The following is a 24,786-nucleotide window of genomic DNA, read 5'->3' on the forward strand; positions in this document are numbered from 1 at the left end:
GGGTTACCCATGTGAGAGTAAGTCATCGCCAGCTCATTATTCCAAAAGCCCCTGCTATGCAGGGGCTTTTTTTATGCTAAGAATTAATACTACAAGCATTAGTTCATTTTGGGCTAGATAGATTGAAAAATAGAGGTATCAGGCATATGGAAGTTCTTAGGTCTGATTCAAATTCTGAGCGTACGTATATTGAGTATGATTTAAAGCCATTTCTTGCTGTTTTATGGTCATTATTTTTAGCAGGATTTGCCTCTTTCTCATCGTTGTATTGTGTGCAACCGATGATGCCTATTTTTGTAAAATCCTTTGCTGTTTCTCCTACGTATAGTAGTTTCCCTTTATCCTTTTCTACGGTTGCACTTGTGATTGGATTATTGTTTATCGGTTTAATTTCAGATCGGTTTGGTCGTAAACCAATTATGGTTTAGGCAGTGTTTTTAGCTGCAAGCTTATTAATCTTGAGTTCAATATTTCGTGTTTGAGAATTGTTTTTAGGCACACGAGTATTGATTGGAAATTCAGTAGTGGGGTGGCTGCTGTTGCAATGACTTATATCAGTGAAGAGATCGCAAAGAAAGAAGGTTTTGCCCTAGGCCTATATATTTCAGGTACCTCAATTGGCGGAATGGGTGGGTGTGTCATTGCAGGAGTTTTGTTGACTTTATTTCCTGGCAAACGGCAACTCTGATTATTGGTTGACTCAATTTAATTATTGCTGTGACTTTTTATAAGGTATTACCAACGTCTAAAAACTTTAAATCCTATCTGATTCGATTTTCTCGTTTTAAAGAGTCCTTTGTTAAAAATTTGGCTGACTCGAAGCTTCGCTTACTTTTTGCCGAAGCTTTTATTTTTGCTGGGATACTTTGTCACAGTGTTTAGCTATATAAGTTATCACCTTTTGGAGAAGCCCTTGGAACTATCACAAACTTGGATTGGCTTGGGTCCAATTGCTTATATTGCCGGGATTTATAGTTCACCTCGTGCAGTGAGTTGGTGGAGTAAGTTTGGTCGAGATAAAGTACTTCATGCAATGTGTACGAGCATGCTCGTAGGTTTATGGCTGATGCTGATTCCTTCGATTGAAGTAGTCTCATTGGGGACGAGTATTATTCACCATTTCATTTTTTGCGGCACATTCCACCTCAAGTAGTTGGGTATCGGTGCAATCCTTGCAATATCGTGCAGTGGGTTCCTCACTTTATCTGTTTAGTTACTAAATGGGATCCAGTATTTTAGGTAGTGGTAGTGTTTTAGCATGGGAAAGCTATGGTTAGAGTAGTTTAATGGGGGTATTAGCAGTGTACTGATGCGGAGATTATTTTTTACCCTAAAACTCTACCGTCGATTATCTTTGTAAGCCTCAAAAATTAAAAATTTAAATCACTGTTTTTGTATATTTTTTAATCAGGAAAGTGAGTAGAATTCATGGTAAAATGATCGGCTTTCATCTTTGATCTCATTTTAAGATCTTCCATCTGCCAGCCGAGAATTTGCTAGCCATGTCTACAGCTTATACCGCACAGACAGCGCCGACCGCGTTGTTTGATTACGACAAATATTGGGCGTCTTGTTTTGAACCCGCACCATTTTTGCCGATGTCGCGCGAGGAAATGGATCTACTCGGCTGGGATGCCTGTGACTTTATTTTAGTTTGTGGCGATGCCTATATCGACCACCCATCTTTCTGTTCAGGCATTATTGGACGTACCCTTGAAGCGCAAGGCTTCCGTGTGGGGATTATCGCCCAGCCAGATTGGACTGATCCTGAAGCATTCCGCGTATTGGGTAAGCCGACCATTGCTTGGGGCGTGACCGCAGGCAATATGGATTCCATGATCAACCGTTATACGGCTGACCGTAAAATTCGTTCCGATGATGCTTATTCGCCAGATAATCAGCCGAATAAACGTCCAGACCGTGCAGCAACTGTTTATTGTCAGCGTTGCCGTGAAGCATTTCCTGACGTACCCGTACTGTTAGGTGGTATTGAAGCATCATTGCGTCGTATTGCCCATTATGATTACTGGTCAGACAAAGTCCGTCGCTCGGTGTTGATGGATTCAAAAGCCGATTTATTGATGTATGGTAATGGCGAACGCTCTATTACTGAAGTGATGCACCGTTTGGCCAAAGGTGAAAAAATCCACGAAATTACCGATGTTCGTGGTACTGCATTTATTGTGAATAAACATAACCGCGCCTCTAAAGCCAAGTTTGTAGAAATTGCATCCAATGATGTGGATAGCATTGGACGTGTTGATCCAATCATCAATCCGTATGTGATGACTGAAGATTTAGACGGATGTGAAATAGAAAAAGATAAAGGTAATTCTTTAACTCAATATCAAAATTTCCAAAAAGAACTGGTTGCCAATCCAATTATCCGAGAAGGGGATAATCTGGATGCCGATACGCAAATTGTTCAGCTTCAAGCTGCACCATCAAAAGCCATTAAACATAAATTACCGCCACGTGAACTGGCTGTGATTCGTTTACCGGCATTTGAAGAAGTTGCCAGTGATCCAGTTTTATATGCCCATGCCAACCGTATTTTGCATTTGGAAACCAATCCCGGAAATGCGCGTGCCATGGTACAAAAACATGGTGAGCGTGATGTCTGGTTAAATGCGCCACCAATTCCGTTGACTACGGAAGAAATGGATTATGTGTTTGACTTGCCTTATGCACGTCTGCCACATCCAGCTTATGGTGAGGCACGTTTTCCTGCTTTTGACATGATTAAATTCTCTGTAAATATCATGCGTGGCTGTTTCGGCGGCTGTACTTTCTGTTCAATTACCGAGCATGAAGGTCGTATTATTCAAAACCGTTCTGAAGAATCGATTTTACGTGAAGTGGAAAAAATTCGTGATACGGCTCCTGGATTTACCGGCATTATTTCGGATTTAGGTGGACCGACTGCGAACATGTATCGTTTGCAGTGTAAAGATCCTGAAATTGAGAAAAACTGTCGTAAACCATCCTGTGTATTCCCAGGCGTTTGTCAAAACTTGCATACCGACCATGCACCATTGACGCAGTTGTATCGTAAAGCACGTGAATTAAAAGGCATTAAAAAGATTTTGATTGGTTCAGGTTTACGTTATGACCTAGCTGTGTTGAACCCTGAATATGTGAAAGAACTGGTTCAGCATCACGTCGGTGGTTATCTGAAAATTGCGCCGGAACATACCGAAAAAGGTCCATTGTCGAAGATGATGAAGCCGGGTATGGGTACCTATGATCGCTTCAAACAGATGTTTGACCGTTTTAGCAAGGAAGCAGGCAAAGAACAGTACCTCATTCCTTACTTCATTGCGGCGCATCCGGGTACCACCGATTACGACATGATGAACTTAGCGGTTTGGTTGAAGAAAAATGGTTTCCGTGCCGATCAGGTACAGACGTTCTATCCTTCACCGATGGCAACAGCAACCACCATGTACCACACGGGTAAAAACCCGTTGGCGAAAGTGGCCCGTTATACTGAAAATGTGGACATTGTGAAAGGGGACAAGCGTCGTCGTTTGCATAAAGCATTCTTGCGTTACCATGATTCGAATAACTGGCCATTGTTGCGTGAAGCATTAAGAGAAATGGGTCGTTCAGACCTGATTGGTAACTCGAAACAGCATTTGATTCCCACTTATCAGCCTGCCGGTACCGAAGGTCAGTATCAATCGGCTCGTAAGAAAAATTCGACTGTTGCTGGTGATTCGCAAAAACGTAGCGGTGATCATGTTGCTCGTAATCATTCGGCAGCGAATCCATCACGTCCGTCAAATACCAAAAAACGTCCTGAGAAAGGTCAGATTTTGACTCAGCATACCGGTTTGCCTCCCCGCGAAACAGGTGATGCTAAAAAACCGTTTGGTGGGCCTAAAGTAAAAGGTAAGTCTAAGCCGAAATCGAAAGCTTGATTTAAAAAATGAAAAAGAACGCTTAAGCGTTCTTTTTTATAATTCATTAAAAAATAACAGTAATTAAGTTGCTCATCGGAATTGTAGGACAATAGCTAAAAGTATAGTTGCATCGGTGCTAAACCTTGATATACCCTATTTCAGTGTCTAATGAAGGATTCATTTAGACATCTATGATACAAATAAAAGAACTGCAATTTTTTGTCAGTTTTTATAATGATTTTGTCATCATTAAATGAAGTTTGTTTGCTTAAAATATTTATAAAAATACTAGCGGTATACTAACTTTTACAACAATCGGTGTGACACCGGACAGATTATAAAAAAATTTAAAGGACTAAGAGGATGATGATTTACATTTTGATCGGGAGTTTACTCCTATTGTGTGTGCTGATGATGGCTTGGAAAAGTCTGGAAACCGGCACCAGACAGCAAGATAGTGCTTTAAAGCAAAGGGCTATTTTTAATATTAGTGAACAACTAACCTATACCCGACTCAAGGGAATATTGCCACAGAGTACGGTGTTAGCTCATGTCTCATTTGATGCGTTATTGACGACCAAATACTCTCGTACCCGCTATAAATATCGTAATATGGTGGCAGATTTTGTTGTGCTTGATGAACATCATCAAGTGACCGCCATTATTGCACTAGATGATCCCATGATATTAAAACGTCAGCAGAATTCCCAATATCAGGATGCGTTATTGGCTATGGCGGGATATCGTGTGATTCGTTATGAAGATGTACCTGAATATTATCAGTTGAGACAAGATTTCCTGCTTGAAAAATCTACTCATAATTTATTAGATATACAGGCTGAAATTACCCCAAAAAAGTATAGTTTTTATCCTGAGTTGGAACGGAAAAAAATTCGCATCTTGGGTTAATAACAACAAGCATGAATGTCTATACTTTCATGCTTGTTTATTTTTGCTTTAATTCGCCGCACGAACAGCAGTGACAGTCAGCTCAACCAGAACACGTGGGTCATACAGCTTGGCTTCAACACAGGTGCGGGGAAGAGCTTCAATATCTGCAACCCAAGTATCCCAGACCTCATTAAAAGCAGCATAATCTTTTTCAATATCTTTCAAATAAATGGTGACTGACAGGATCTGGCTTTTGTCCGTACCGGCATCTTCAAGAAATTGATCAATAATATCCAGAGTTTGTTGAGTTTGTCCTTTAATATCTAAATTAAAGTCCGAAGCAAGCTGACCTGCAAGATGAACCAGATTGCCTGAAATCGCAATTTCAGAAAAGCGTTTGGAAACATGTAAACGTTGAACAGTCATGAGATTAATCCTAAATTTTGGGTATAAAAGGACGATAAACAAGATATTTATATTGCAATCAATACGGGGAAAATGGTTTTTAAAAATGAGTAGAGTAATAATGCCATACAGTAGAAAATTCTACCCATCGATAACCGTACCAATGAAATTATTTAGAGTGGCTTAACCGAGGTATTATACTTGAAGATTTATCGGGATATTCGCAGAAAATATGCAGGAGGGGATTCCATGGTTTACAACAGAGTTGCCCTGTAATATTCGGATTTGATCGTCACGCCAATCACAGGACAGCATGCTAAAAGTAAAGGTGATTTCTAGCATCTCAGCGGCTACATGGATAAATGCATCGCGCCAATAGAGTACCGCAAAAATACAATTCGTGTGTAATCAATTGGTCTAATTTTATTCTTTTGATTGAAAAATACTCAATTGGTTACCAGAGTGAAAGCTGAGGCTGATCTAGTTGGTCTGAAAGTTGGTAAACCCCCACGCCAATTAAGCGGAATTGAAAATGTTCAGGAATCTGCATTTCGATTAGCAATTGCTGAAGCACATCTTCAAGTTGCTTTTGATTTTCCAAGGGCTGTTTAAAACTTTTGCTGTGTTGTAAAACCTGGAAATTTTTAAGTTTTAGTTTGGCAGAAACACCACGTGCACAGAGTTGTTTTTTCTCTAAACTTTGCCAGACTTGATCCATCAGTTTGAACCAATAGTTCTGGCATTGGGTTAAAGTCAGATCATTATCAAAGGTGGTTTCTTTAGAAATTTGCTGGCGTTCCCGTTCAGCTTGCACCGGTCGCTCATCAATCCCTTGGGCATAGAGGAAAAGCTGCCTGCCGTATTTTCCAAAATGCTGAATTAGCACCGTTTCTTCAATTTTCTGTAAATCGCCCAAAGTTTCCAATTGCAAAATTTTGAGTTTTTCTTGGGTCACTTTACCGACACCCGGAATTTTTTTCAGCGGCAAATGTTGAATAAAAGTTTGCACCTGTGAGGGTTTAATCACACAGATGCCATTCGGTTTATTCCAGTCTGAAGCAATTTTAGCTAAAAACTTATTTGGAGCGACACCGGCCGATGCTGTTAAGCCAGTGGATTGAAAAATATCTTCTCGTATCCGCATGGCAATTTCTGTGGCACTGGGAATGTTCTGTAAATTGTCTGTGACATCCAAATAGGCTTCATCTAAAGAAAGCGGTTCAATAAGCGGTGTATAGCGCTGAAAAATCTGATGAATCTGAACCGAGATCGTACGATATTTTTCAAAATTCGGCTCAATTACGATCACTTGAGGACAGCGTTTTTTGGCTTGTGACATCGACATGGCAGAGCGCAGACCAAACTCACGTGCGGGATAGGAGGCAGCATAAACCACAGCGCGTGGATGGTGCGAGGAAACCACCACAGGTAAATGCTTTAAATCGGGTCGGTCTTTGAGTTCTACGGATGCATAAAAGGCATCCATGTCGATGTGAATGATTTTTCTCATGCAGCTATACATTGTGCGCTTAATACGCTGAGGTGTTCAGTATCTCATCTTCATGGCTGAGATTGTAGCGCAGTATCAAGTGGATACGACACAGGCTGAATGAGTAAAACCAGTTGAATTTTTTGTTGTTCAGCTGCTTGAATCAGAATTTTTAAGCTTTTGTTTGTATTATCAGCCAGATAAGGCAGAAATTCTAAAGGCTGATCCACAGGTTTGAAAAAGTCATCCCAATGGAGAGGCACCACCACTTTGGGTTTTAAGGTTTTAAGGGTTTGATCCAGATAGTTTCGCTGAAATTCAGGCGACTGGCGTGACAGTTGGGCAATGCCTAAAAATAAAGTATCGACCTTTAAATGTCTGAATTGATCAGGAACAGCACCGGTACTGGCTTTAATTAAAATTTTATGACCTTGATGTTCAATTAAATAATCAAAGCTATGACCTTCTTTAAATTCAGAAAAGCGGGCGGGTTGTGGCAGTGGTCGGGAAATTTCCTCCCCCAAATCATTATTCACCACCGTCGCCGGGGTATGTTGCGAAGCAATGGCCGTGACTTTGAACTGACCGAAGAACATGGGCTGTAAGGGTTGAACCTAGATGAGTTACTGCTCTGCAACCTGTCCCGGGCAATATTTAAAGTACTGCTTGAACCGAGAATTTTCGTATTTGGAAGTCGTCCGCCAAGCTCGGCAATAAATATCCAGCGCATGATCATAATGTGAATGAGTCATTAAAATCGCCTGTGTGCGCTGTAAGTGCTGTTGCTGAATTATCCGCTGGATCACTTCAGGCTGACTTTTAATTTTCTGAAACAGGACTTGAGATAGTAAGGATGACTAAAGAATCCATCAATCAAAATCTGAGTTTGGCCATCCTCAAAAAGCAGCGTCGAAACACCAAAAAATTTAACCTCAAGCGTTGGAGGTGCAGAAGATTTTTCAGATGGCTGATATTGCCACTTTTGAAAATTAGACATTTGACCGGAAGGTTGCAGTAAAAAAACCATGCCAGCCACCAAACACAGAATGACCAGTTCCAATGAAACCCACAGTCCTTTTTTAATCGATATAATTTTCCCGATTGGTAGTGGCTTATTATTTTTATTCTGATGAATGATGTGGACTTATCTTGTTATTTTTTTCGGTAAATTTTCAACATTTTTTAATGGATGGATGCCATTTCGTTGTAAAAAGTTGATCCAGTCTGACTCATCACCATTAAACACATTTAAGTCGACAACTCTGGGAATGCCCTTAATGGTGCCCTGATTGGTATGCTGCCAGAACAGCCATTTCGGCTTGCCTTTTAAGTCTGGTTTCCCTTGATATTCACGTACCCATAGCGGCGTTTTAGAAAATTCCCCAGCCAAAATAATATTATAAAATGACTTGGAAATATAGAAAATCGGTTGTTTGCCATAATGCTGATACAGTCGATCATGCATGACCTGAATTTCTTTCAGTAGTTGTTCCTTGGTGTAGGTATTGATGCAATTGCTGTCATATTCCAGATCAATTACCGGCGGCAAGGCATCGGCTTTATTGGGCACGGTTTCAATAAAATTTTGCGCCTGAATTTCGCCATCACGGCATAAACGATAAAAATGATAGGCACCCACCATCAGGCCATTTTCACGTGCTTGCAACCAATAGTCCTGAAATTTTCGATCTTTAAAATCACCACCTTCTGTAGCTTTCAGATAAACAAATTGATAGCTTTTCGGGGAAATCTGTTTCCATTGAATATCGCCTTGATGATGTGACACATCAAAACCTTTGACCGGATATTCTTGTGCCGAAGCAGGATTATGGTGCAACACAAAAACGTAAATGACGATTGCGACAAAAATCAGCACCAAGCCTGCGCAAGAGGCGTAAAGCTTTTTATGGCTGTTCTGGGCTAATCGTTTTTTAGGCATACATAATTTATGGGATGATTGATCGAGCACATGATAACGCGATCTGAAGCTTCAGATCACGTTGTTTCTTCAATCCAGTTAAACAGGCGTATTACGCGGAATACGCCAAAAAATGCAGGCAGTAATGATGTTAATACAGCCCAGTAAAATTAAGGTGCTATGGAACGCCGTAGTAATATGGTCGGCGCCATAATAGGCTGTGAAAACATTAACCAAGGTTCCTGCCAAAGCCACGCCAATACTCATCGATACCATCATGATCATCGATAAGAAACTGTTGCCACTACTGGCATCCTGTTGCGGTAAATCCTTCAAAGTTAGGGTATTCATGGATACAAATTGCAGCGAATTCAGCATACCAAAGATAAAAAAGTGCAAAGCGCGCAACCAGATAGGCGTGTCCGCCGTAGTGAGGGCGAAGCTGGCAATACAAGCGCCGACCAATAAGGTATTGACCAGCAACACTTTACGGTAGCCAAAGCGCTGAATAATTTGCCGGATAACCGGTTTAGAGGCTAAAGAACCCAGCACGGTCGGAATCATCAACAGACCAGTTATAAATGGCTCAAAACCGAATGCGACTTGCAACATCAAGGGAATTAAAAAAGGCATGGCATTGCCACCCAAGCGGGCAAAGAAATTACCCACAATCCCAATCGCATAAATTTGATTACTAAATAATTTACTGCGGAATAGTGCATTTTGATGACTATGGGCATGATAAGCGTAAATGGCCGCTGCCATTAAACCCGCAGTGATTAATCCACCACTCCACCAGAGGGGGTGATGTGGACTAGAAAATTTTTCGATCCCCATTGAAACGCCAACCATGGCGATCACCAACAGTATAAAACCGGAAAAGTCGAATGATTTAACACTCGGTTCAGTCACATTCGGCATAGCTTTAACTGTGATTAAACAACCTAAAAGACCCATGGGGATATTAATTAAAAAGATCCAGTGCCAGGTCGCCACTTCTACCATCCATCCACCCAGCGTTGGGCCGATGAGTGGGCCCATCAGTCCGGCAAGGCTCATTAAGCTCATGGCCGATAAAAATTGGGTACGCGGAATGACCTTGAGCATAGCCAGACGACCGACAGGTAACAATAACGCCCCGCCAATCCCTTGAATAATCCGATATGCCAGTAGTTCATTTAAGCTGTTGGCAAGTCCACACCCTAATGATGCCAAGGTAAAGATAATAATTGCGCTAAAGTAGGTATTGCGTACACCAAATCGGTCTGCGAGCCAGCCACTGAGTGGAATACAGGCAGCCACGGAAAGTACATAAGCCACCACGACACTATGCATCTGGAGGGGATCTTCACCTAAACTTACTGCCATAGCGGGAAGAGCAGTATTGACGATGGTGGTGTCCAAACCTTGCATAAAAAAACCAATAGACACTAAAAAGACCAACAGTCTAAATTCAGGTTGTAAGGCTTGATGCGATGGCGTGGCGTTCATAATTTTTGTAAGGCTGAGATTTTTATACAGTTTAAAGCAATAATTCAACGCTGATGTAGTAAAAGCTTTTCACAATTACGGGGGAGGGATTGCAATCAAACTGCAATCAAAGATTCATGCCACTGCAACAGCATGTTTATAAATTGGTCACATTCTTATAAATGATGAATTAAAAAATGAAAATACAGTTTTCAGCATTGGTGTTGGCCATGCTTTCAGTGGGGTTGGTGGCGTGTAACGATAGTCAGGACGAGACGCAGGTGACTGTACCGCCAGTAGTGGAAGAAACTACCCCCGAAAGTATTGAATTAGTCAAAATTGGTCGTTATGAATCAGGCATCTTTGGTGCAAGCGCGGCAGAAATTCCGGCCTATGATGCTGCGAGCAAACGTCTATTTGTAGTGAATGCCAAAAAGGGTATGGTCGATGTGCTAGATATGACACAGCCTGAAAACCCTGTGCATATTGGGGAATTATCTGCACGTGCATATTTGGCAGAATCAGAAGTGAATAGCGTTGCAGTGTATCAGGGCATTGTCGCTTTAGCCGTTCAAGCCAAGAATAAAACGGACAATGGTATCGTCGCTTTTTTTAATGCCAAAGATTTAACTTTTATTAGTCAGGTTGAGGTTGGGGCATTGCCGGATATGTTGGTGTTTACGCCAGACAGCAAGAAGGTTTTGGTGGCAAATGAAGGTGAGCCGAATGAAGGCTATGCAGTGGATCCTGAAGGTTCTGTGAGTATTATTAATATCAAAGATATCACCAAGCCGACAGTAAAATCAGCCAATTTCCAAGCGTGGAATACCCAGAAACAAAGTCTGCTTGATGCAGGCGTAAGAATTTTTGGTCCTGCAACCGAGCATTATGCAGAAGTCGCAAGCAAAGGTCTGCAAATCACAAGCGTAGCAAAAGACTTAGAGCCCGAATATATTGCGGTGAGTCAAGATGGCAAAACAGCATGGGTCAGCTTGCAGGAAAATAATGCCATTGCGGTTTTAGATTTGGTCAAAGATGAATTTGTCAATATTTTTCCAATGGGCAGTAAAGATTATGGCTTGCCTGAAAATGCTTTGGATGGCAGCGACCGAGACTGCGTGGTGGGTGCGACAGATAGCCAAGGGCAGTTAATAGCGAGCTGTGCCAAAGATGACGGCATAATCAACATCAAGTCATGGCCTGGGTTGTATGGCATGTATATGCCAGATGCGATTGCACATTATCAGGTGAAGGGTAAAAGCTATTTGGTTACCGCCAATGAAGGCGATGCGCGTGAATGGCTGAAAGATGAAGCTCTTTACTTCAATGGCGATGATTTAACCCAAGGTTATGCCGAAGAAATTCGCGTGAAGCATTTATTTAAAAAGGCGGGTTTTGATTTAAAAGGTGATTATGCAGCGCATTTACGCCATTTGGTACCAGGTGTGAGCGGTGCGAAATTAGATCCAACGGTATTTAAGCCGTGTGTCACTGACAATGCGACCGAGGTCTGTGCGGATAACTTAATTAAAGACTCGCAGATTGGGCGCTTGACCATTAGCTGGACGCAAGGCTTTAAACGTGATGCTTCGGGACAACCCGTGCTTGAAGACGGCAAGTTGGTGTATGACAAACTGTATACCTATGGTGGTCGTTCATTCAGTATTGTCGATCCTGAAAGTCGTCAAATTATCTGGGACTCTGGCAGTGAATTTGAACGTAAAATTGCGGAATTGTTCCCGAACCAATTTAATAGCAACCACGAAGCCTTTAAATTTGATGACCGTAGTGACAATAAAGGACCAGAGCCTGAAGGCATTACAATTGGTCAAATTGGTAAAAAGACTTTTGCATTTATTGGACTGGAGCGTGCCAGCGGTATTATGGTGTATGACATTAGCCAACCGCAGCAAGCCAAATTTGTACAGTATTTTAATGACCGAGATGTTAGTCAAACGGATATTACCAAACAGGGAGATTTAGGTCCTGAAGGTCTAATTTTCATTGCCGCAAAAGACTCGCCGAATGGTCAGCCTTTGTTGGTTGTGGGTAATGAAGTGAGTGGTTCGACTGCAATTTATCAGGTTCGTTTAAAATAAAAAAATATAATTTAAAAAAAAGCACTACGGTGCTTTTTTTACGACTTTCGTTCAATCTTGTCACGGTTATGTCATAATCTGGCGCACCCTTCAGTTGTGCTGGATGGGTCTTTTAATTGGTGAAAAAGGTTTTGTTGTTATGACAATCGAAATTTTGATGATTGTTGGCTTCTGTCTGGCCGCGTATTCAATTGTCGGAAATGATGTGCCACAGACTTTAGGTACCTTTATTTCATCCAATGCCCATCGTCCGTGGTGGATACTGTGGCTCTATACCAGCAGTATTTTAAGCGTGGTGTTGCTTTATGGCTGGTGGGCTTCTGGTGTTGGTGATGCCTCTTACGGTCGTCTAGAAACCATTCCTTTTCCCGAGGGTGGAATTACCTGGCTGTATATTGTTCCGCCTATATTGCTGATTTTTTTGACCAAATACGGGATTCCGGTCAGTACCACCTTTTTAGTCTTGACCATTTTTTCACCGAGCAGTTTGGGGTCAATGCTGACCAAATCGATGATGGGCTATGCTGTCGCCTTTGTAGTGGCAATCATTGTTTATCGCTTTGTGATTAAAGGCATTTCGGTTTATTTCAGTAAAACCCGAGAGCATAAACCTTCGCATATCTGGATTGGACTGCAATGGGTATCTACGGCATTTCTGTGGAGCCAATGGCTGATTCAGGATCTGGCCAATATCTTTGTTTATGTACCGCGTCAGGTTCCGCTGGAATTTTTGATTTTTGCGATTTTGGTTTTTGTCATTTTATTGGGCATGATTTTCTACCAACGTGGCGGTGCGATCCAAAAAATTATCGACACTAAAACCGGTGTTGCCGATATCCGTTCCGCGACTATCATTGACTTTATCTACGCCATTATTTTGCTGGTCTTCAAAGAGTGGAGCAATATTCCAATGAGTACCACTTGGGTGTTCCTGGGGCTGCTGGCGGGTCGCGAATTTGCGATGTCGATGCATCTGGCTGAAGTGAATAAATATCGAACTTCACGTAACGTCAGTAAAGATGCGATGAAGCTGATGGGCGGTTTAATCATCAGTATAGTTCTCGCCACCACTTTGCCTTGGTTCTATAATTTTATTTCAAATTTATAACGTAGACAGGGCAATTAAAAAAGCGAACTCTGGGCTCGCTTTTTTAATATTCAGATTTTGGCTTTAAGTGCTCGCTTTAAATGGCAAAGTGTTTTGGAGCACCCAGATTTTTAATCGCATTGATAATTTGATCTGCATGATTACAAACAATCAGTTTCGCCCGATGCTGTGGCGGTAAAAAGCCTTCACTGACCGCATGATCAAGCTGGGCAATTAAGGCATCGTAAAAGCCATTCACGTTATACAGCATCATGGGTTTTTGATGCTGATTCAACTGCCCCCAAGTGGCAATTTCCAGAATTTCTTCAAATGTTCCCAAGCCACCGGGCAGCGCAACAAAAGCACTGGCACGCTCTGCCATCATGGCTTTGCGTTCATGCATGCTGTCTACAATATGCAATTCCGTCAGCTGACTATGTGCAATTTCATAATCCAGCATAAATTCAGGAATTACCCCGACCGTTTGACCGCCGCGTTGTCTGACCGCGTCAGCGACTTGTCCCATCAGGCCAATACTGGCCCCGCCATAGACCAGTCCAAAATCTAGGTCTGCTAGCGCTTGAGCCAGTGCAATCGCTTTTTCTTGATAAATCGGTTTATTGCCTGAACGTGAACCGCAGTACAGCGCAATTAAAGGTTGAGTGGTTTTAGGAGATGGATTTTTATGTTTGGGAGTCATTTTTAATACACTGTTCATCATTATATTTTTACCATAGCACTTTATTTTTTCTTGCTCTAGCTTAAGCTGGAAATATGACAAAGCATGTGAGCTCATGAACAGAGTTTGCAAAGATTTGTTAAAATTGCTGCGAGAAAACCGGGGGAGTACTGAAAAAAGATGAATTTCTAGTTCACCTTGCTATACTAAAAATCTGTTTTCCAATAAATGAATCAACATGAGTAGTGGTTGTCCTCGCTCTGAACATCTCAATTTGTCCGCAAAAATTATACAGAATGTTGTTCATGGCATATTCACCGATTTTAATATGCAGCTTCTAAAATCAGTCCTTAATCCCTTGCAGGAGAACATCCAATGATCTTTGAATGGATGTCAGATCCATCTGCATGGATTGGACTGGCCACTTTAGTGGTCTTAGAAATTGTTCTCGGTATCGACAATCTGGTCTTTATTGCCATTTTGGCAGAAAAGCTTCCACCGGAACAACGTAATACCGGTCGTATTGTCGGGTTGCTGCTCGCCTTGGGTATGCGTTTAGTTCTGCTGGCTTCTATTGCCTGGGTTGTGACCTTAACCCAGCCACTGTTTCATATTTTGGAGCATCCTTTCTCAGGCCGCGACTTGATTCTATTGTTTGGTGGTGTGTTCCTTTTATTTAAAGGCACCATGGAGCTGCATGAGCGTATTGAAGGAGTTCAATCACAGAAAGAAGAAAATCCGGTGCATGCCGCTTTCTGGATGGTCATTGTTCAAATTGTGGTGCTGGATGCAGTTTTTTCTCTAGACAGTGTGATTACCGCAGTCGGAATGGTGAAAGACCTTTCTGTGATGATGATCGCGGTGGTGATTGCAGTCGGTATTATGCTTTGGGCATCGAAACCGCTGATGGATTTCGTCAATAAGCATCCAACCGTGGTGATTCTCTGTTTGGGCTTCTTGATGATGATTGGTTTCTCGCTCATTGTTGAAGGTTTTGGTTACCATATTCCAAAAGGCTATTTATACGCTGCAATTGGTTTCTCTGTGGTGGTTGAGTTTGTGAATCAAACCATGCGCCGTAACCAGGAGAAAATGGTGACGACGACGGACTTACGTTACCGTACCGCTTCTGCAGTGATGCGTATGCTCGGTGGGAAGTCGGAATCGCAAAATAATGAGCCAGAAGATGTACTGGCAACCCGTGCATTTGCTGATGAAGTCTTTAATGAACAAAATGGGGCCTATCACAGTGTGATGGTGCAAGGCGTACTTGGACTGTCTGAACGACCCGTGAAATCGGTGATGACACCGCGCCCTGAATTGGAATGGATTGATTTAGACGAAGATGAAACTGCGATTAAAGAACAGCTATTGAGCATGACGCATTCACGTTTAATTGTGGCGCATGGTGAGTTGGACAATATTGCTGGTGTGGTCCTGACGCATAAGGTGATGAATGAATACATTGAAACCGGTGTACTCAATTTTAAAGGTCACTTACGTGAACCGGTGATTGTGCATGAAAATGCGCAAGTGCTGATGGTGATGGAGCAGTTGCGTCAGGCACCGTTACAATTGGCAATTGTTTTGAATGAATACGGTTCAATTGAAGGGATTGCGACACCAATTGATGTACTTGAAGCAATTGCAGGTGAATTCCCGGATGAAGACGAGTTTGAAACGGCTGCCGAAAGTCTGGAAGACGGCACTTTGATGCTTGAAGGTTCCACCGATATTCGTCATGTGTCGCTACTTTTAGGTCGTGATTTGGTTGACGATTCTGAACAGTATTCCACCTTGTCGGGATATATTTTGCATCATTTGGGTCATTTACCGGAAAGTGGGGCCAAACTTGAAGCCGATGGTTATATCTTTGAGGTGGTGACGATGGACGGTCATAAGATTGATAAAGTCCATATCATTCCGCAAATTGAAAATAATACCGATGATTAACTAAATTACGGCAGATGATCTTTAAACCAAGATAATTGATTAAAATAGCCTGTATTGTCGGGCTATTTTTATGGAAAAGATGTATGTCAGAAACAAAATGTCCCTGTGGCGTAGGTGAGTATCTGAGCTGTTGCCAACCGCTGCATTTGGGGCAAGCGAAAGCACAAACTGCAGAACAGTTGATGCGTTCGCGTTATAGCGCATTTGCCAAGTATGAAATTGATTATATTGTCAAAACCACAGCGATTGGACAGCGACAGGCCTTGGATGTTGCTGCCATTGCTGACTGGAGTAAATCTAATCAATGGCTCACGCTTGAAGTAGTACAAGCCAAAGAAAAAATAGATAAAAACCATGCACAGGTAGAATTTAAGGCACATTATCACGATGGTAAACAGGCACAGGTACACCATGAAATTTCACATTTTGTGCTACATGAGGGCGCCTGGTATTTTCTTGATCCGACCACAGAGATGCAAACCAGCATGAAGCAAGCCTGTATTTGTGGATCAGGGAAAAAATTTAAACAATGTTGTGCCCAATATCTATAAATTTCATCTGAATTTGCCTTAGAATAACGCGCATCGATTACCCTCAGTGGAAGAAGGGCAATGTTGCTATTAGTGATTTATATTATTGCGATTACGGCCGAAGCCATGACCGGGGCTTTATCGGCTGGTCGGCGTAGTATGGATTGGTTTGGGGTAACGCTGATTGCTTGTGTGACTGCACTTGGTGGTGGTTCAGTTCGAGATGTACTGCTCGGACACTATCCACTGACTTGGGTCAAACATCCTGAATATCTCGTGCTGACTTGCGCTGCCGCTTTTGTCACGATTCTGATTGCCAAATGGATGCGCCATTTACGCTCGATTTTCTTGATCCTAGATGCCATGGGGTTGATTGGCTTCACCGTAATTGGTTGTCAGATTGCGCTTGAAATGGGGCATGGTTTTGTCGTTTCGGCTGTCGCTGGGGTTTTGACCGGTGTGTCAGGTGGTATTCTGCGTGATATCCTCTGTAACGATGTACCTCTGGTGTTCCGCCGTGAGCTGTATGCCAGTATTTCCTTTGTTTCAGTCATCTGTTACTGGGTTTGCCAGGAGATCGGTTTCTCGTTAGAAGTCACCGTGATTTCGACCCTGATTTTCGGTTTCTCTTTACGTTGTATCGCCATTTACTTCGGTCTGGAAATGCCAAAATTCATTTATAAAGATGATGATGATCAATCGGCATCCTCCAAAGATGCTTCATAAGAATGTGCACAAAAAACGAGAAATGACCGATGAATGAGCGGTCATCATCTTCAAATTAGCGTATAAAAATTAGCACAATTATAAATCCTGTTGGGAAAGCAGTATGCATCCTGTCACCAAATCAGAGCTCTTGTTATGGATTTAGTCTCGCGTGTACAACGCTTACCCATCGGTAAGTTTCACTATACTTTGCTATGGGTAATCGGACTCGGCTGGATGTTCGATGCAATGGATACTGGTCTGATTGCTTTTATCTTGACCACTATGGCCGAAGAATGGAACATGACTCCGACTGAAAAAGGCTGGGTGGTGTCGATTGGCTTTGTCGGTATGGCGATTGGCGCAGTTTTCTCCGGGGGATTGGCCGACCGGATTGGGCGTCGTAGCGTATTTGCCATTACTTTGGTGACCTATAGTATTGCCACCGCTTTATGTGCCTTTGCGCCCAATTTAACTTGGTTATTGGTGTTTCGTTTCATTGTCGGTTTGGGACTAGGTGGACAACTTCCGGTAGCTGTGACTTTGGTCAGCGAATATATTCCTGCTCATGTACGCGGACGTTTTATTGTTTTACTGGAAAGTTTTTGGGGCTTGGGCTGGCTGGTTGCCGCTTTGGTATCTTATTTCGTGATTCCGAATTATGGCTGGCATATCGCATTTTTAATTGGCGGTTTGCCTGCCATTTATGTGTTTATGATTCTTAAAAAAGTGCCGGAATCGGTTCCTTACTTGATTAACCGGGGACGGATTGAAGAAGCACATGCTTTGGTTCAGAAACTGGAACGTCAATGTGGCGTGGAGGTGATTCAACACATTGAAGTGAAGCCCGTCGCTGAAAAACAGAATATTTCTTTTAAACAGCTTTGGACAGGACCGTTTGCCCGTCGTACCTTGATGCTGTGGCTGATTTGGTTCGGTATTGTCTATTCTTATTATGGTATTTTTACCTGGTTGCCAAGTTTGCTGGTCAAACAGGGTTATACCATTGTGCAGTCGTTTGAATATGTGCTGATCATGATTTTGGCACAGCTTCCGGGTTATGTCGCGGCGGCCTGGCTGGTGGAAAAACTGGGGCGTAAAGCGACACTGGCCGGCTTTATTGGCATGTGCGCCGTTTCGGCTTATTTCTTTGGTCAGGCCGATACCGTGAACATGATTATGTTCTGGGGCTGCCTGATGTCGTTCTTTAACTTGGGTGCATGGGGCGTGCTGTATACCTATACGCCGGAACAGTATCCGACCAATATTCGTGCTTTTGGTTCAGGTTGGGCCTCTGCGGTGGGACGTATGGGCGGGATTGTGGCGCCCATGGTGGTCACGCATATGATGGTGATGAACAATGGTTTCAGTCATGTTTTCATCATGTTTACCGTAGTATTGTTGGCCGTGGCTTTGGTGATTCTAGTCCTGGGCGAAGAAACCAAAGGCAAGACTTTAGAATCGATGGGGCTATAACTCTATAACTCCAATCAAAGTGCTGAACGTCAAACATGGGGAACTAGTCGATTACCCAATGTTTGGCAGAATGCACCACATCTTGATTTAAAATCAAGGCTATGCTTTGCAAGTTAAAGCTGTCTCGGTTCTCAGGTAATTGCAGTAAAAGGGGTAATCGTGTTATGCCATTTTCACCATCTGCAAAGGCATAATGGCGTACTTTGGGATCATCCGCAGAGATTAAGTTTTTCGACTCTAAATAAAGACTGTGCTGAGAGAATTGTTTTTGAATACGAATGATCTCTAAATAACAGCGATGATAAACTTCAATAAGTGATGTTTTTAATTCATTTATTTTATTAGAATTATTTTGTGATTTACTCATTAGACGTTTGATAAAATTGGTATTTGCCGATTGTTTGGCATCGCGTTCCAATTGACGCAGCTGCTGTTGCAGGAGACGGCTTTGTTCAATAGCACCATTTACCTGATCTCGCAGTTGTTCCAGAGGAGTCGTCACTAAATCGAGATGGTGTTGATAGTGATCTTGGTCTTCAAACTGAACAAAAATATAAGCACGACGCTGCTTTAATAAATTTAGATAAGCAATCAACCGGTACTTGAATTGACGTGCATGCGGATTAAATTGAATAGCAGGTTCCTGAGAGAACATTTCAAAACTGTGCAACAATTCGGTCATTAAGCGTCGAATATTTAAGAAGCAAAATTCTAGCTCGTCGGGTTGCTGAATACTATTTCTGAGACCGTTTTGAAAGGGTTCGAGAATGTATACACATAAGTCTTTTTCAATTTCATTTAAATGCTCATTGATCAGATGATCAACTGAAAAACCCTTAATCTCCAGCATTTGCATGATTTTTTGCCGAAGTTGATGTTGATTGTAATGGTGTAATGACTCCATCAGCTCGACAATATGTGGGTTCATTTGGCGTTGTAAGCCAATCATTTGTCCCATCTGTTGTTTAAAGTTTTCAAGGTAGTCTGCAATATCAATCTGTTTAGGATCAAGAACCAAGCCACTCATATAAAATTTATTTGCCACGCCAAAATTTTCTTCGGTTAAAAAGCGTCGAATAGAATAAGAGGATATTCGGCTGTCGCAAGAACTGCCAATGATAAAGTAATAATCCAAGGTTTGAATAATTTCAAAGTCACGCACACGCTGTTCATGACTAAAATAATCTTGAAAAATAGGCAGTTCCTGCTGCCCATATTCACTGGGTAAAATATGGGCAAACCAGCTTCCCAAAATTTCACTTTTCATGAAAACTTCAAAGATAAAACAGCGCACTTGATCGGATGTTAAGCCACGATAATTTTGGGTGACTGAAAAATTTATCTGCTTAATACTCTGCGCAGCATCATATAAAAATGCGTTTTTTAATAGCTGTTGGGCCTGAATATCTTTGTGATCTTGTAGCTCTAGACTGTTAATTTCATAAGTAATGGTTTCTAAATAATCAGCAATTTGGACATCAGTTTGATATTTTTCTAAATACTGAAAGGTAGCACGAATTTTTTGCGCAAGCTGTAACAGACCTAAATGCTGGATATAACTATGAAGTTCATGGAGACCAATATGACCTTTAAACTCAAAAATTTGCGATAAATAATTCCAATGAATATTCTTGGGCTTTAAATATTCATCTTCTATCTTGGAATGCAGATGTTCAGGTGTGGAAGCCAACAGGAGACTAAGACGCTGTTGCCACTGGTGATCTAAGATAGGATCAATCTGTTTTAATTTTACCCGAAGCTGATAGGGAATATACATTTGCATAGGATGAGTCATACGCTTCCAAAGAATGTTTCATGGTTAAATCAAAATGCATATTAATGTGATTCATATCGCAATATTATCTATTATAGCCAATTAAAATCATATTTATACTTAAAGTTTAATAGAATTTGTACTTTTATGCGGTTGATGGTTTTTAGTTGCTTTGTAATCATAAAATGAATATTTTTACGTCATAAGACACAATTTGTCGCGCAGTGTCATTGACTGCTCTTGTGTAGTCGACACCCGCGACTTAGCATAGCCACGTAGATACAAAAACGAATTATTTAGGATTTCACGCTTTTATGACCAGCCTTGTGCATCATGCGACAGAAAATCGTTCCGTAGCAGAATTTACTGAACAAGCTTACCTTAACTATGCCATGTACGTGATTATGGATCGTGCATTGCCGCATATCAGTGATGGCTTAAAACCCGTACAGCGCCGTATTGTTTATGCGATGAGTGAGCTGGGTTTAAAGCATAGTGGCAAGCCGAAAAAATCTGCCCGTACAGTCGGTGATGTACTCGGTAAGTACCATCCGCATGGTGACTCTGCCTGTTATGAAGCAATGGTGTTGATGGCACAGCCCTTTAGTTATCGCTATCCATTTATTGAAGGTCAGGGCAACTGGGGTTCACCCGATGATCCGAAATCCTTCGCGGCGATGCGTTATACCGAAGCCAAACTCTCGCTCTACAGTGAAGTGCTGTTGTCTGAATTGGGTCAAGGCACGTGTGATTGGCAGGACAACTTTGATGGCTCGATGAAAGAACCGGTGAATTTACCTGCACGTGTTCCGAATATTTTGTTGAATGGTACCACCGGGATTGCGGTGGGTATGGCAACCGATATTCCGCCACATAACTTGCGTGAAGTGATTAAAGGCACTATCGCCCTGATTCGTAATCCTAACTTAACTGATGAAAAAGTTGCGGAATATATTCCGGCACCGGATTTGCCGACCAAAGCGGAAATCATTACCTCGGCTGAGGATTTGTTAAAAATTCAGACCACCGGTCGTGGCAGTTATCGCATGCGTGCGGTGTATACCGTTGAAAAAAATGAAATCGTGATTACAGAGCTACCCTATCAGGTTTCAGGTTCAAAACTTATCACCCAAATTGCCGATCAAATGCAGGCGAAGAAACTGCCTTTGGTGAGCGATGTTCGAGATGAATCGGATCATAAAAATCCGACCCGTTTGGTGATTGTGCTACGTTCCAACCGTATTGATGCCGAAGCAGTGATGAGTCACTTGTTTGCAACGACCGATCTAGAGTCAAGCTATCGTGTCAATATGAACATGATTGGTGCTGACGGGCGTCCGCAAGTGAAATCGATTCGCCGTATTTTGCTGGAATGGATTGAAATCCGTAAGAATACGGTCACCCGTCGTTTGCAATATCATTTAAATAAAATTGAAAAACGCCTGCATATTTTGGCCGGTCTTTTGATTGCGTATCTAGATCTGGATACAGTCATTCGTATTATTCGCGAAGAAGATCATCCCAAAGCCGAACTGATTGCACATTTCGGGATTGATGAAATTCAGGCCGAAGCCATCTTGGAACTTAAGTTACGTCATTTGGCAAAACTTGAAGAAATGGAAATTCGCCGTGAACAGGAAGAATTGGAAGCACGCGCTGCCATTATTCGTGAACAATTAGCCAACCCGGAATTATTGAAAAATCTCATCATTACTGAACTGAAAGAAGATGCCAAGAAATTTGGTGATGACCGACGTTCGCCAATCGTACAGCGGGCAGAAGCTGCGGCAATTAGCGAACAAGACCTGATGCCCGCTGACCCAGTGACTGTGGTATTGTCAGAAGCGGGTTGGGTTCGCTGTGCCAAAGGTCATGAAGTCGATGCAGAAAATCTGAATTTCCGGGCAGGTGATCAGTACTTAAGTCATGCAACCGGTAAGTCGAATCAGCGCACTTACGTCCTGGATGAAACCGGGCGCAGTTATGCGTTAGCGATTAACAGTTTGCCATCGGCACGTGGTTTAGGTGAGCCGTTAAGCTCCAAACTTGCTCCTGCAAATGGAGTTGGCTTTATTCAAGTGCTGATTGCGGAAGATGAACAGGAAATTATTGCAGTAAGTTCTAAAGGCTACGGCTTTAAATCCAATGCAAAACAGCTCGATACCAATGCGAAAGCGGGTAAAGCCTTCTTAACTGTATCTGATGATGCCAAAGCATTGCCATTGCAAACGGTGGATGCCCATACGCATTTAGCCATCCTGAGTACCGCTGGTCGGTTATTGGTGATTGATTTGTTAGAATTACCAGTGCTAAATAAAGGCAAAGGAAACAAGTTGATACAACTTGAAGCGAAAGAACAAATTTTGTCCATGACATTGCTTGGTTTAAATGAAATAATTCAAGTGGTTGCAGGACAGCAACAATTAAAATTAAAGGGTGATGATCTTCAGAAGTATATTGGTAAAAGAGCGACTAAAGGTCAACTGTTGCCACGGGGATATCAAAAAGCAAATAAACTGTTCATTCAAAGATAAAACTAGCATCCATTGATCAAAATACGTTATATATGATGCGTATTCGTGTAAATGGATGTCATGTTATGCATAAACAAGTTAAATAATCAGCATAACATTGAAAAACAGTTGAAAACTAAGGATTACAGATTGGAGAGAAGGGCGTTATGGAAAAGATTTGGTTCGCTGAATACCACAAAACAGGGATTCCGGAAACAGTAGAATTACCACCAGAAAATACCTCACTTAATGATGTTTTTGAACGTAATTTTCAAAAATTTGGTTCGCGTGATGCCTTTATCTTTATGGATAAAGTCTTAACATTTAATGAACTAGAAGAAGCAAGCCGTAAATTTGCAACCTATTTACAAAGCTTAGGTTTGGCAAAAGGTTCTCGCGTCGCAGTGATGATGCCAAACGTGCTGCAATATCCAGTGGTTGCACTAGGTGTATTCCGTGCAGGTTTGGTACTCGTGAATGTGAATCCACTATATACTTCGCGTGAACTTGAACACCAACTGAATGATTCGGGTGCGGAAGCATTGGTGATCATTGAAAACTTTGCGACTGTTTATCAAGCAATTATTGGTAAAACACCTGTGAAGCATGTGGTCGTGGCTTCTGTTGGCGATATGTTAGGTGCATTAAAAGGCACATTAGTGAATTTTGTATTGCGTTCAGTACGCAAGCAAATTCCAGCTTGGGACATTCCAGGGCATATCAAATTTAATACTGCAATGTCTAAAGTCAGCGCAAGCAACTATAAGCGTCCAAGTTTGACTTTAAGTGATACTGCTGTACTGCAATACACTGGTGGTACGACTGGTGTTTCTAAAGGTGCAGAGCTGACACATCGCAATCTTGTTGCGAACATGTTGCAGTGTGACGGTATTTTCCAAAGTAAATTTGGTGCACAAGACGGTGCGAAAGATGACCGTATTTTCTGTGCATTACCGCTTTATCACATTTTTGCATTCATGGTGTGTGCCATGTACGGCATGTATAAAGGTCAAGCCAACATTCTGATTCCAAACCCGCGTGACTTGCCAGCGGTAATGAAAGAATTGCGCAAATACCGTCCATCATTCTTCCCGGCAGTAAACACCTTGTTTAATGCATTGGTGAACAATGAAGAGTTTAAGCAACTTGACCATAGCAACCTTAAAATGGCGATGGGTGGGGGTATGGCTGTTCTGGCTTCTACAGCTGAAGCATGGAAAAAAATTACTGGTACCAACATCATTGAAGGTTATGGATTATCAGAAACTTCACCTGTTGCGACAGCAAACCCGCCTTCATCAATGGAATTTAGCGGCACAATTGGTATTCCGTTGCCGCTGACTGAAGTTACGATTCTTGATGATGATGGCAATGAAGTTGCATTAGGCGAGCAGGGTGAAATCTCGATTCGTGGTCCACAAGTCATGAAAGGCTATTGGAACCGTCCAGATGAAACTGAAAAAGTCATGACCAATGGTTTCTTCCGTACCGGTGACATCGGTATTATGGATGCTCGCGGTTATATTAAAATTGTAGACCGTAAAAAAGACATGATCTTGGTTTCTGGTTTTAATGTTTATCCATCTGAAATTGAAGACGTGGTTTCTAAACATCCAAAAGTATTGGAAGTTGCAGCAATTGGCGTGCCTGATGAAAAATCAGGTGAAGTACCTAAGTTGTTCGTGGTGAAAAAGGATCAGTCTTTAACTACTGAAGAAGTACTTGCTTTCGCTAAAGAAAACTTAACCGGTTATAAACGCCCGCGTTATGTTGAGTTTATGGATGAATTGCCAAAATCAAACGTAGGTAAAATCTTACGTAAAGATTTACGTAAAACAGCATAAACCATGCAATAAAAAAAGCGCCGTTCTCGGCGCTTTTTTATATTTTAA

16 protein-coding genes and 2 pseudogenes are annotated in these 24,786 nt (G+C 41.9%); 11 read left to right on the plus strand and 7 right to left on the minus strand.

Features of this window, described 5'->3' with window-relative positions; all coding sequences use genetic code 11:
• Positions 1–146: 146 nt before the first annotated feature.
• From ACP69Y_RS11115 to ACP69Y_RS11125, 3 genes and pseudogenes are all read left to right on the plus strand, one after another.
• Positions 147–1,217: pseudogene (locus ACP69Y_RS11115) on the plus strand (MFS transporter); the annotation flags it as partial.
• Between the two features lie 285 nt (positions 1,218–1,502).
• Entirely contained in the window at positions 1,503–3,923 is a 2,421-nt protein-coding gene (locus ACP69Y_RS11120; RefSeq protein WP_425918457.1) for a YgiQ family radical SAM protein, read from the plus strand.
• Between the two features lie 345 nt (positions 3,924–4,268).
• Positions 4,269–4,814: a DUF2726 domain-containing protein gene (locus ACP69Y_RS11125; RefSeq protein WP_425918458.1), complete on the plus strand. Its 546-nt coding sequence runs from the start codon at positions 4,269–4,271 to the stop codon at positions 4,812–4,814.
• 48 nt (positions 4,815–4,862) lie between these two features.
• On the opposite strand, the gene ACP69Y_RS11130 is transcribed toward ACP69Y_RS11125, so the two are convergent.
• The 5 genes and pseudogenes from ACP69Y_RS11130 to mdtD all read right to left on the minus strand — a co-directional run bounded on the left by ACP69Y_RS11130 (position 4,863) and on the right by mdtD (position 10,099).
• Complete coding sequence (locus ACP69Y_RS11130; protein ID WP_425918459.1) at positions 4,863–5,222, minus strand: RidA family protein; 360 nt, start codon at positions 5,220–5,222, stop codon at positions 4,863–4,865.
• A gap of 433 nt (positions 5,223–5,655) precedes the next feature.
• Positions 5,656–6,711, minus strand: coding sequence for a DNA polymerase IV (gene dinB / locus ACP69Y_RS11135; protein WP_425918460.1), 1,056 nt, complete (start codon positions 6,709–6,711; stop codon positions 5,656–5,658).
• A 50-nt stretch (positions 6,712–6,761) separates the two neighbouring features.
• Positions 6,762–7,780 (minus strand): annotated as a pseudogene (locus tag ACP69Y_RS11140) (MBL fold metallo-hydrolase).
• A gap of 54 nt (positions 7,781–7,834) precedes the next feature.
• Complete coding sequence (locus ACP69Y_RS11145) at positions 7,835–8,629, minus strand: glycoside hydrolase family 25 protein (RefSeq protein ID WP_425918461.1); 795 nt, start codon at positions 8,627–8,629, stop codon at positions 7,835–7,837.
• 78 nt (positions 8,630–8,707) lie between these two features.
• Entirely contained in the window at positions 8,708–10,099 is a 1,392-nt protein-coding gene (mdtD, locus tag ACP69Y_RS11150; RefSeq protein ID WP_425918462.1) for a multidrug transporter subunit MdtD, read from the minus strand.
• Between the two features lie 176 nt (positions 10,100–10,275).
• Here mdtD and ACP69Y_RS11155 point away from each other — a divergent pair, with 176 nt between their 5' ends.
• Together ACP69Y_RS11155 and ACP69Y_RS11160 are read left to right on the plus strand one after the other, a co-directional pair.
• On the plus strand, positions 10,276–12,177 hold the full coding sequence (locus ACP69Y_RS11155; protein ID WP_425918463.1) for a choice-of-anchor I family protein: 1,902 nt from the start codon (positions 10,276–10,278) through the stop codon (positions 12,175–12,177).
• 139 nt (positions 12,178–12,316) lie between these two features.
• Positions 12,317–13,285, plus strand: a complete 969-nt coding sequence (locus ACP69Y_RS11160; RefSeq protein ID WP_425918464.1) for a hypothetical protein — start codon at positions 12,317–12,319, stop codon at positions 13,283–13,285.
• 76 nt (positions 13,286–13,361) lie between these two features.
• On the opposite strand, the gene ACP69Y_RS11165 is transcribed toward ACP69Y_RS11160, so the two are convergent.
• Positions 13,362–13,982, minus strand: coding sequence for a TIGR00730 family Rossman fold protein (locus ACP69Y_RS11165; RefSeq protein WP_425918558.1), 621 nt, complete (start codon positions 13,980–13,982; stop codon positions 13,362–13,364).
• A gap of 336 nt (positions 13,983–14,318) precedes the next feature.
• Between ACP69Y_RS11165 and ACP69Y_RS11170 the strand changes: the two genes are divergently transcribed.
• The 4 genes from ACP69Y_RS11170 to niaP all read left to right on the plus strand — a co-directional run bounded on the left by ACP69Y_RS11170 (position 14,319) and on the right by niaP (position 18,607).
• Positions 14,319–15,896 (plus strand): TerC family protein, encoded by a 1,578-nt coding sequence (locus ACP69Y_RS11170; RefSeq protein WP_425918465.1) that lies wholly within the window; start codon positions 14,319–14,321, stop codon positions 15,894–15,896.
• An 83-nt stretch (positions 15,897–15,979) separates the two neighbouring features.
• Positions 15,980–16,447, plus strand: coding sequence for a YchJ family protein (locus ACP69Y_RS11175; RefSeq protein WP_425918466.1), 468 nt, complete (start codon positions 15,980–15,982; stop codon positions 16,445–16,447).
• 60 nt (positions 16,448–16,507) lie between these two features.
• On the plus strand, positions 16,508–17,152 hold the full coding sequence (locus ACP69Y_RS11180) for a trimeric intracellular cation channel family protein (RefSeq protein WP_086193105.1): 645 nt from the start codon (positions 16,508–16,510) through the stop codon (positions 17,150–17,152).
• A 135-nt stretch (positions 17,153–17,287) separates the two neighbouring features.
• Positions 17,288–18,607, plus strand: coding sequence for a niacin transporter NiaP (niaP, locus tag ACP69Y_RS11185; RefSeq protein WP_131216099.1), 1,320 nt, complete (start codon positions 17,288–17,290; stop codon positions 18,605–18,607).
• A 43-nt stretch (positions 18,608–18,650) separates the two neighbouring features.
• On the opposite strand, the gene ACP69Y_RS11190 is transcribed toward niaP, so the two are convergent.
• Entirely contained in the window at positions 18,651–20,402 is a 1,752-nt protein-coding gene (locus ACP69Y_RS11190) for a hypothetical protein (protein ID WP_425918467.1), read from the minus strand.
• 293 nt (positions 20,403–20,695) lie between these two features.
• On the opposite strand from ACP69Y_RS11190, the gene parC reads away from it, so the two are divergent.
• Both parC and ACP69Y_RS11200 read left to right on the plus strand, forming a co-directional pair.
• Positions 20,696–22,915, plus strand: a complete 2,220-nt coding sequence (gene parC / locus ACP69Y_RS11195) for a DNA topoisomerase IV subunit A (protein WP_425918468.1) — start codon at positions 20,696–20,698, stop codon at positions 22,913–22,915.
• Positions 22,916–23,061: 146 nt separating this feature from the next.
• The gene (locus tag ACP69Y_RS11200) at positions 23,062–24,738 is read left to right on the plus strand and encodes an AMP-binding protein (protein WP_425918469.1); all 1,677 of its coding nucleotides are present in this window, start codon (positions 23,062–23,064) and stop codon (positions 24,736–24,738) included.
• Positions 24,739–24,786: the final 48 nt, after the last annotated feature.

This window comes from Acinetobacter sp. TSRC1-2 (assembly GCF_049895885.1).
In the GTDB taxonomy this organism is placed as follows: domain Bacteria; phylum Pseudomonadota; class Gammaproteobacteria; order Pseudomonadales; family Moraxellaceae; genus Acinetobacter.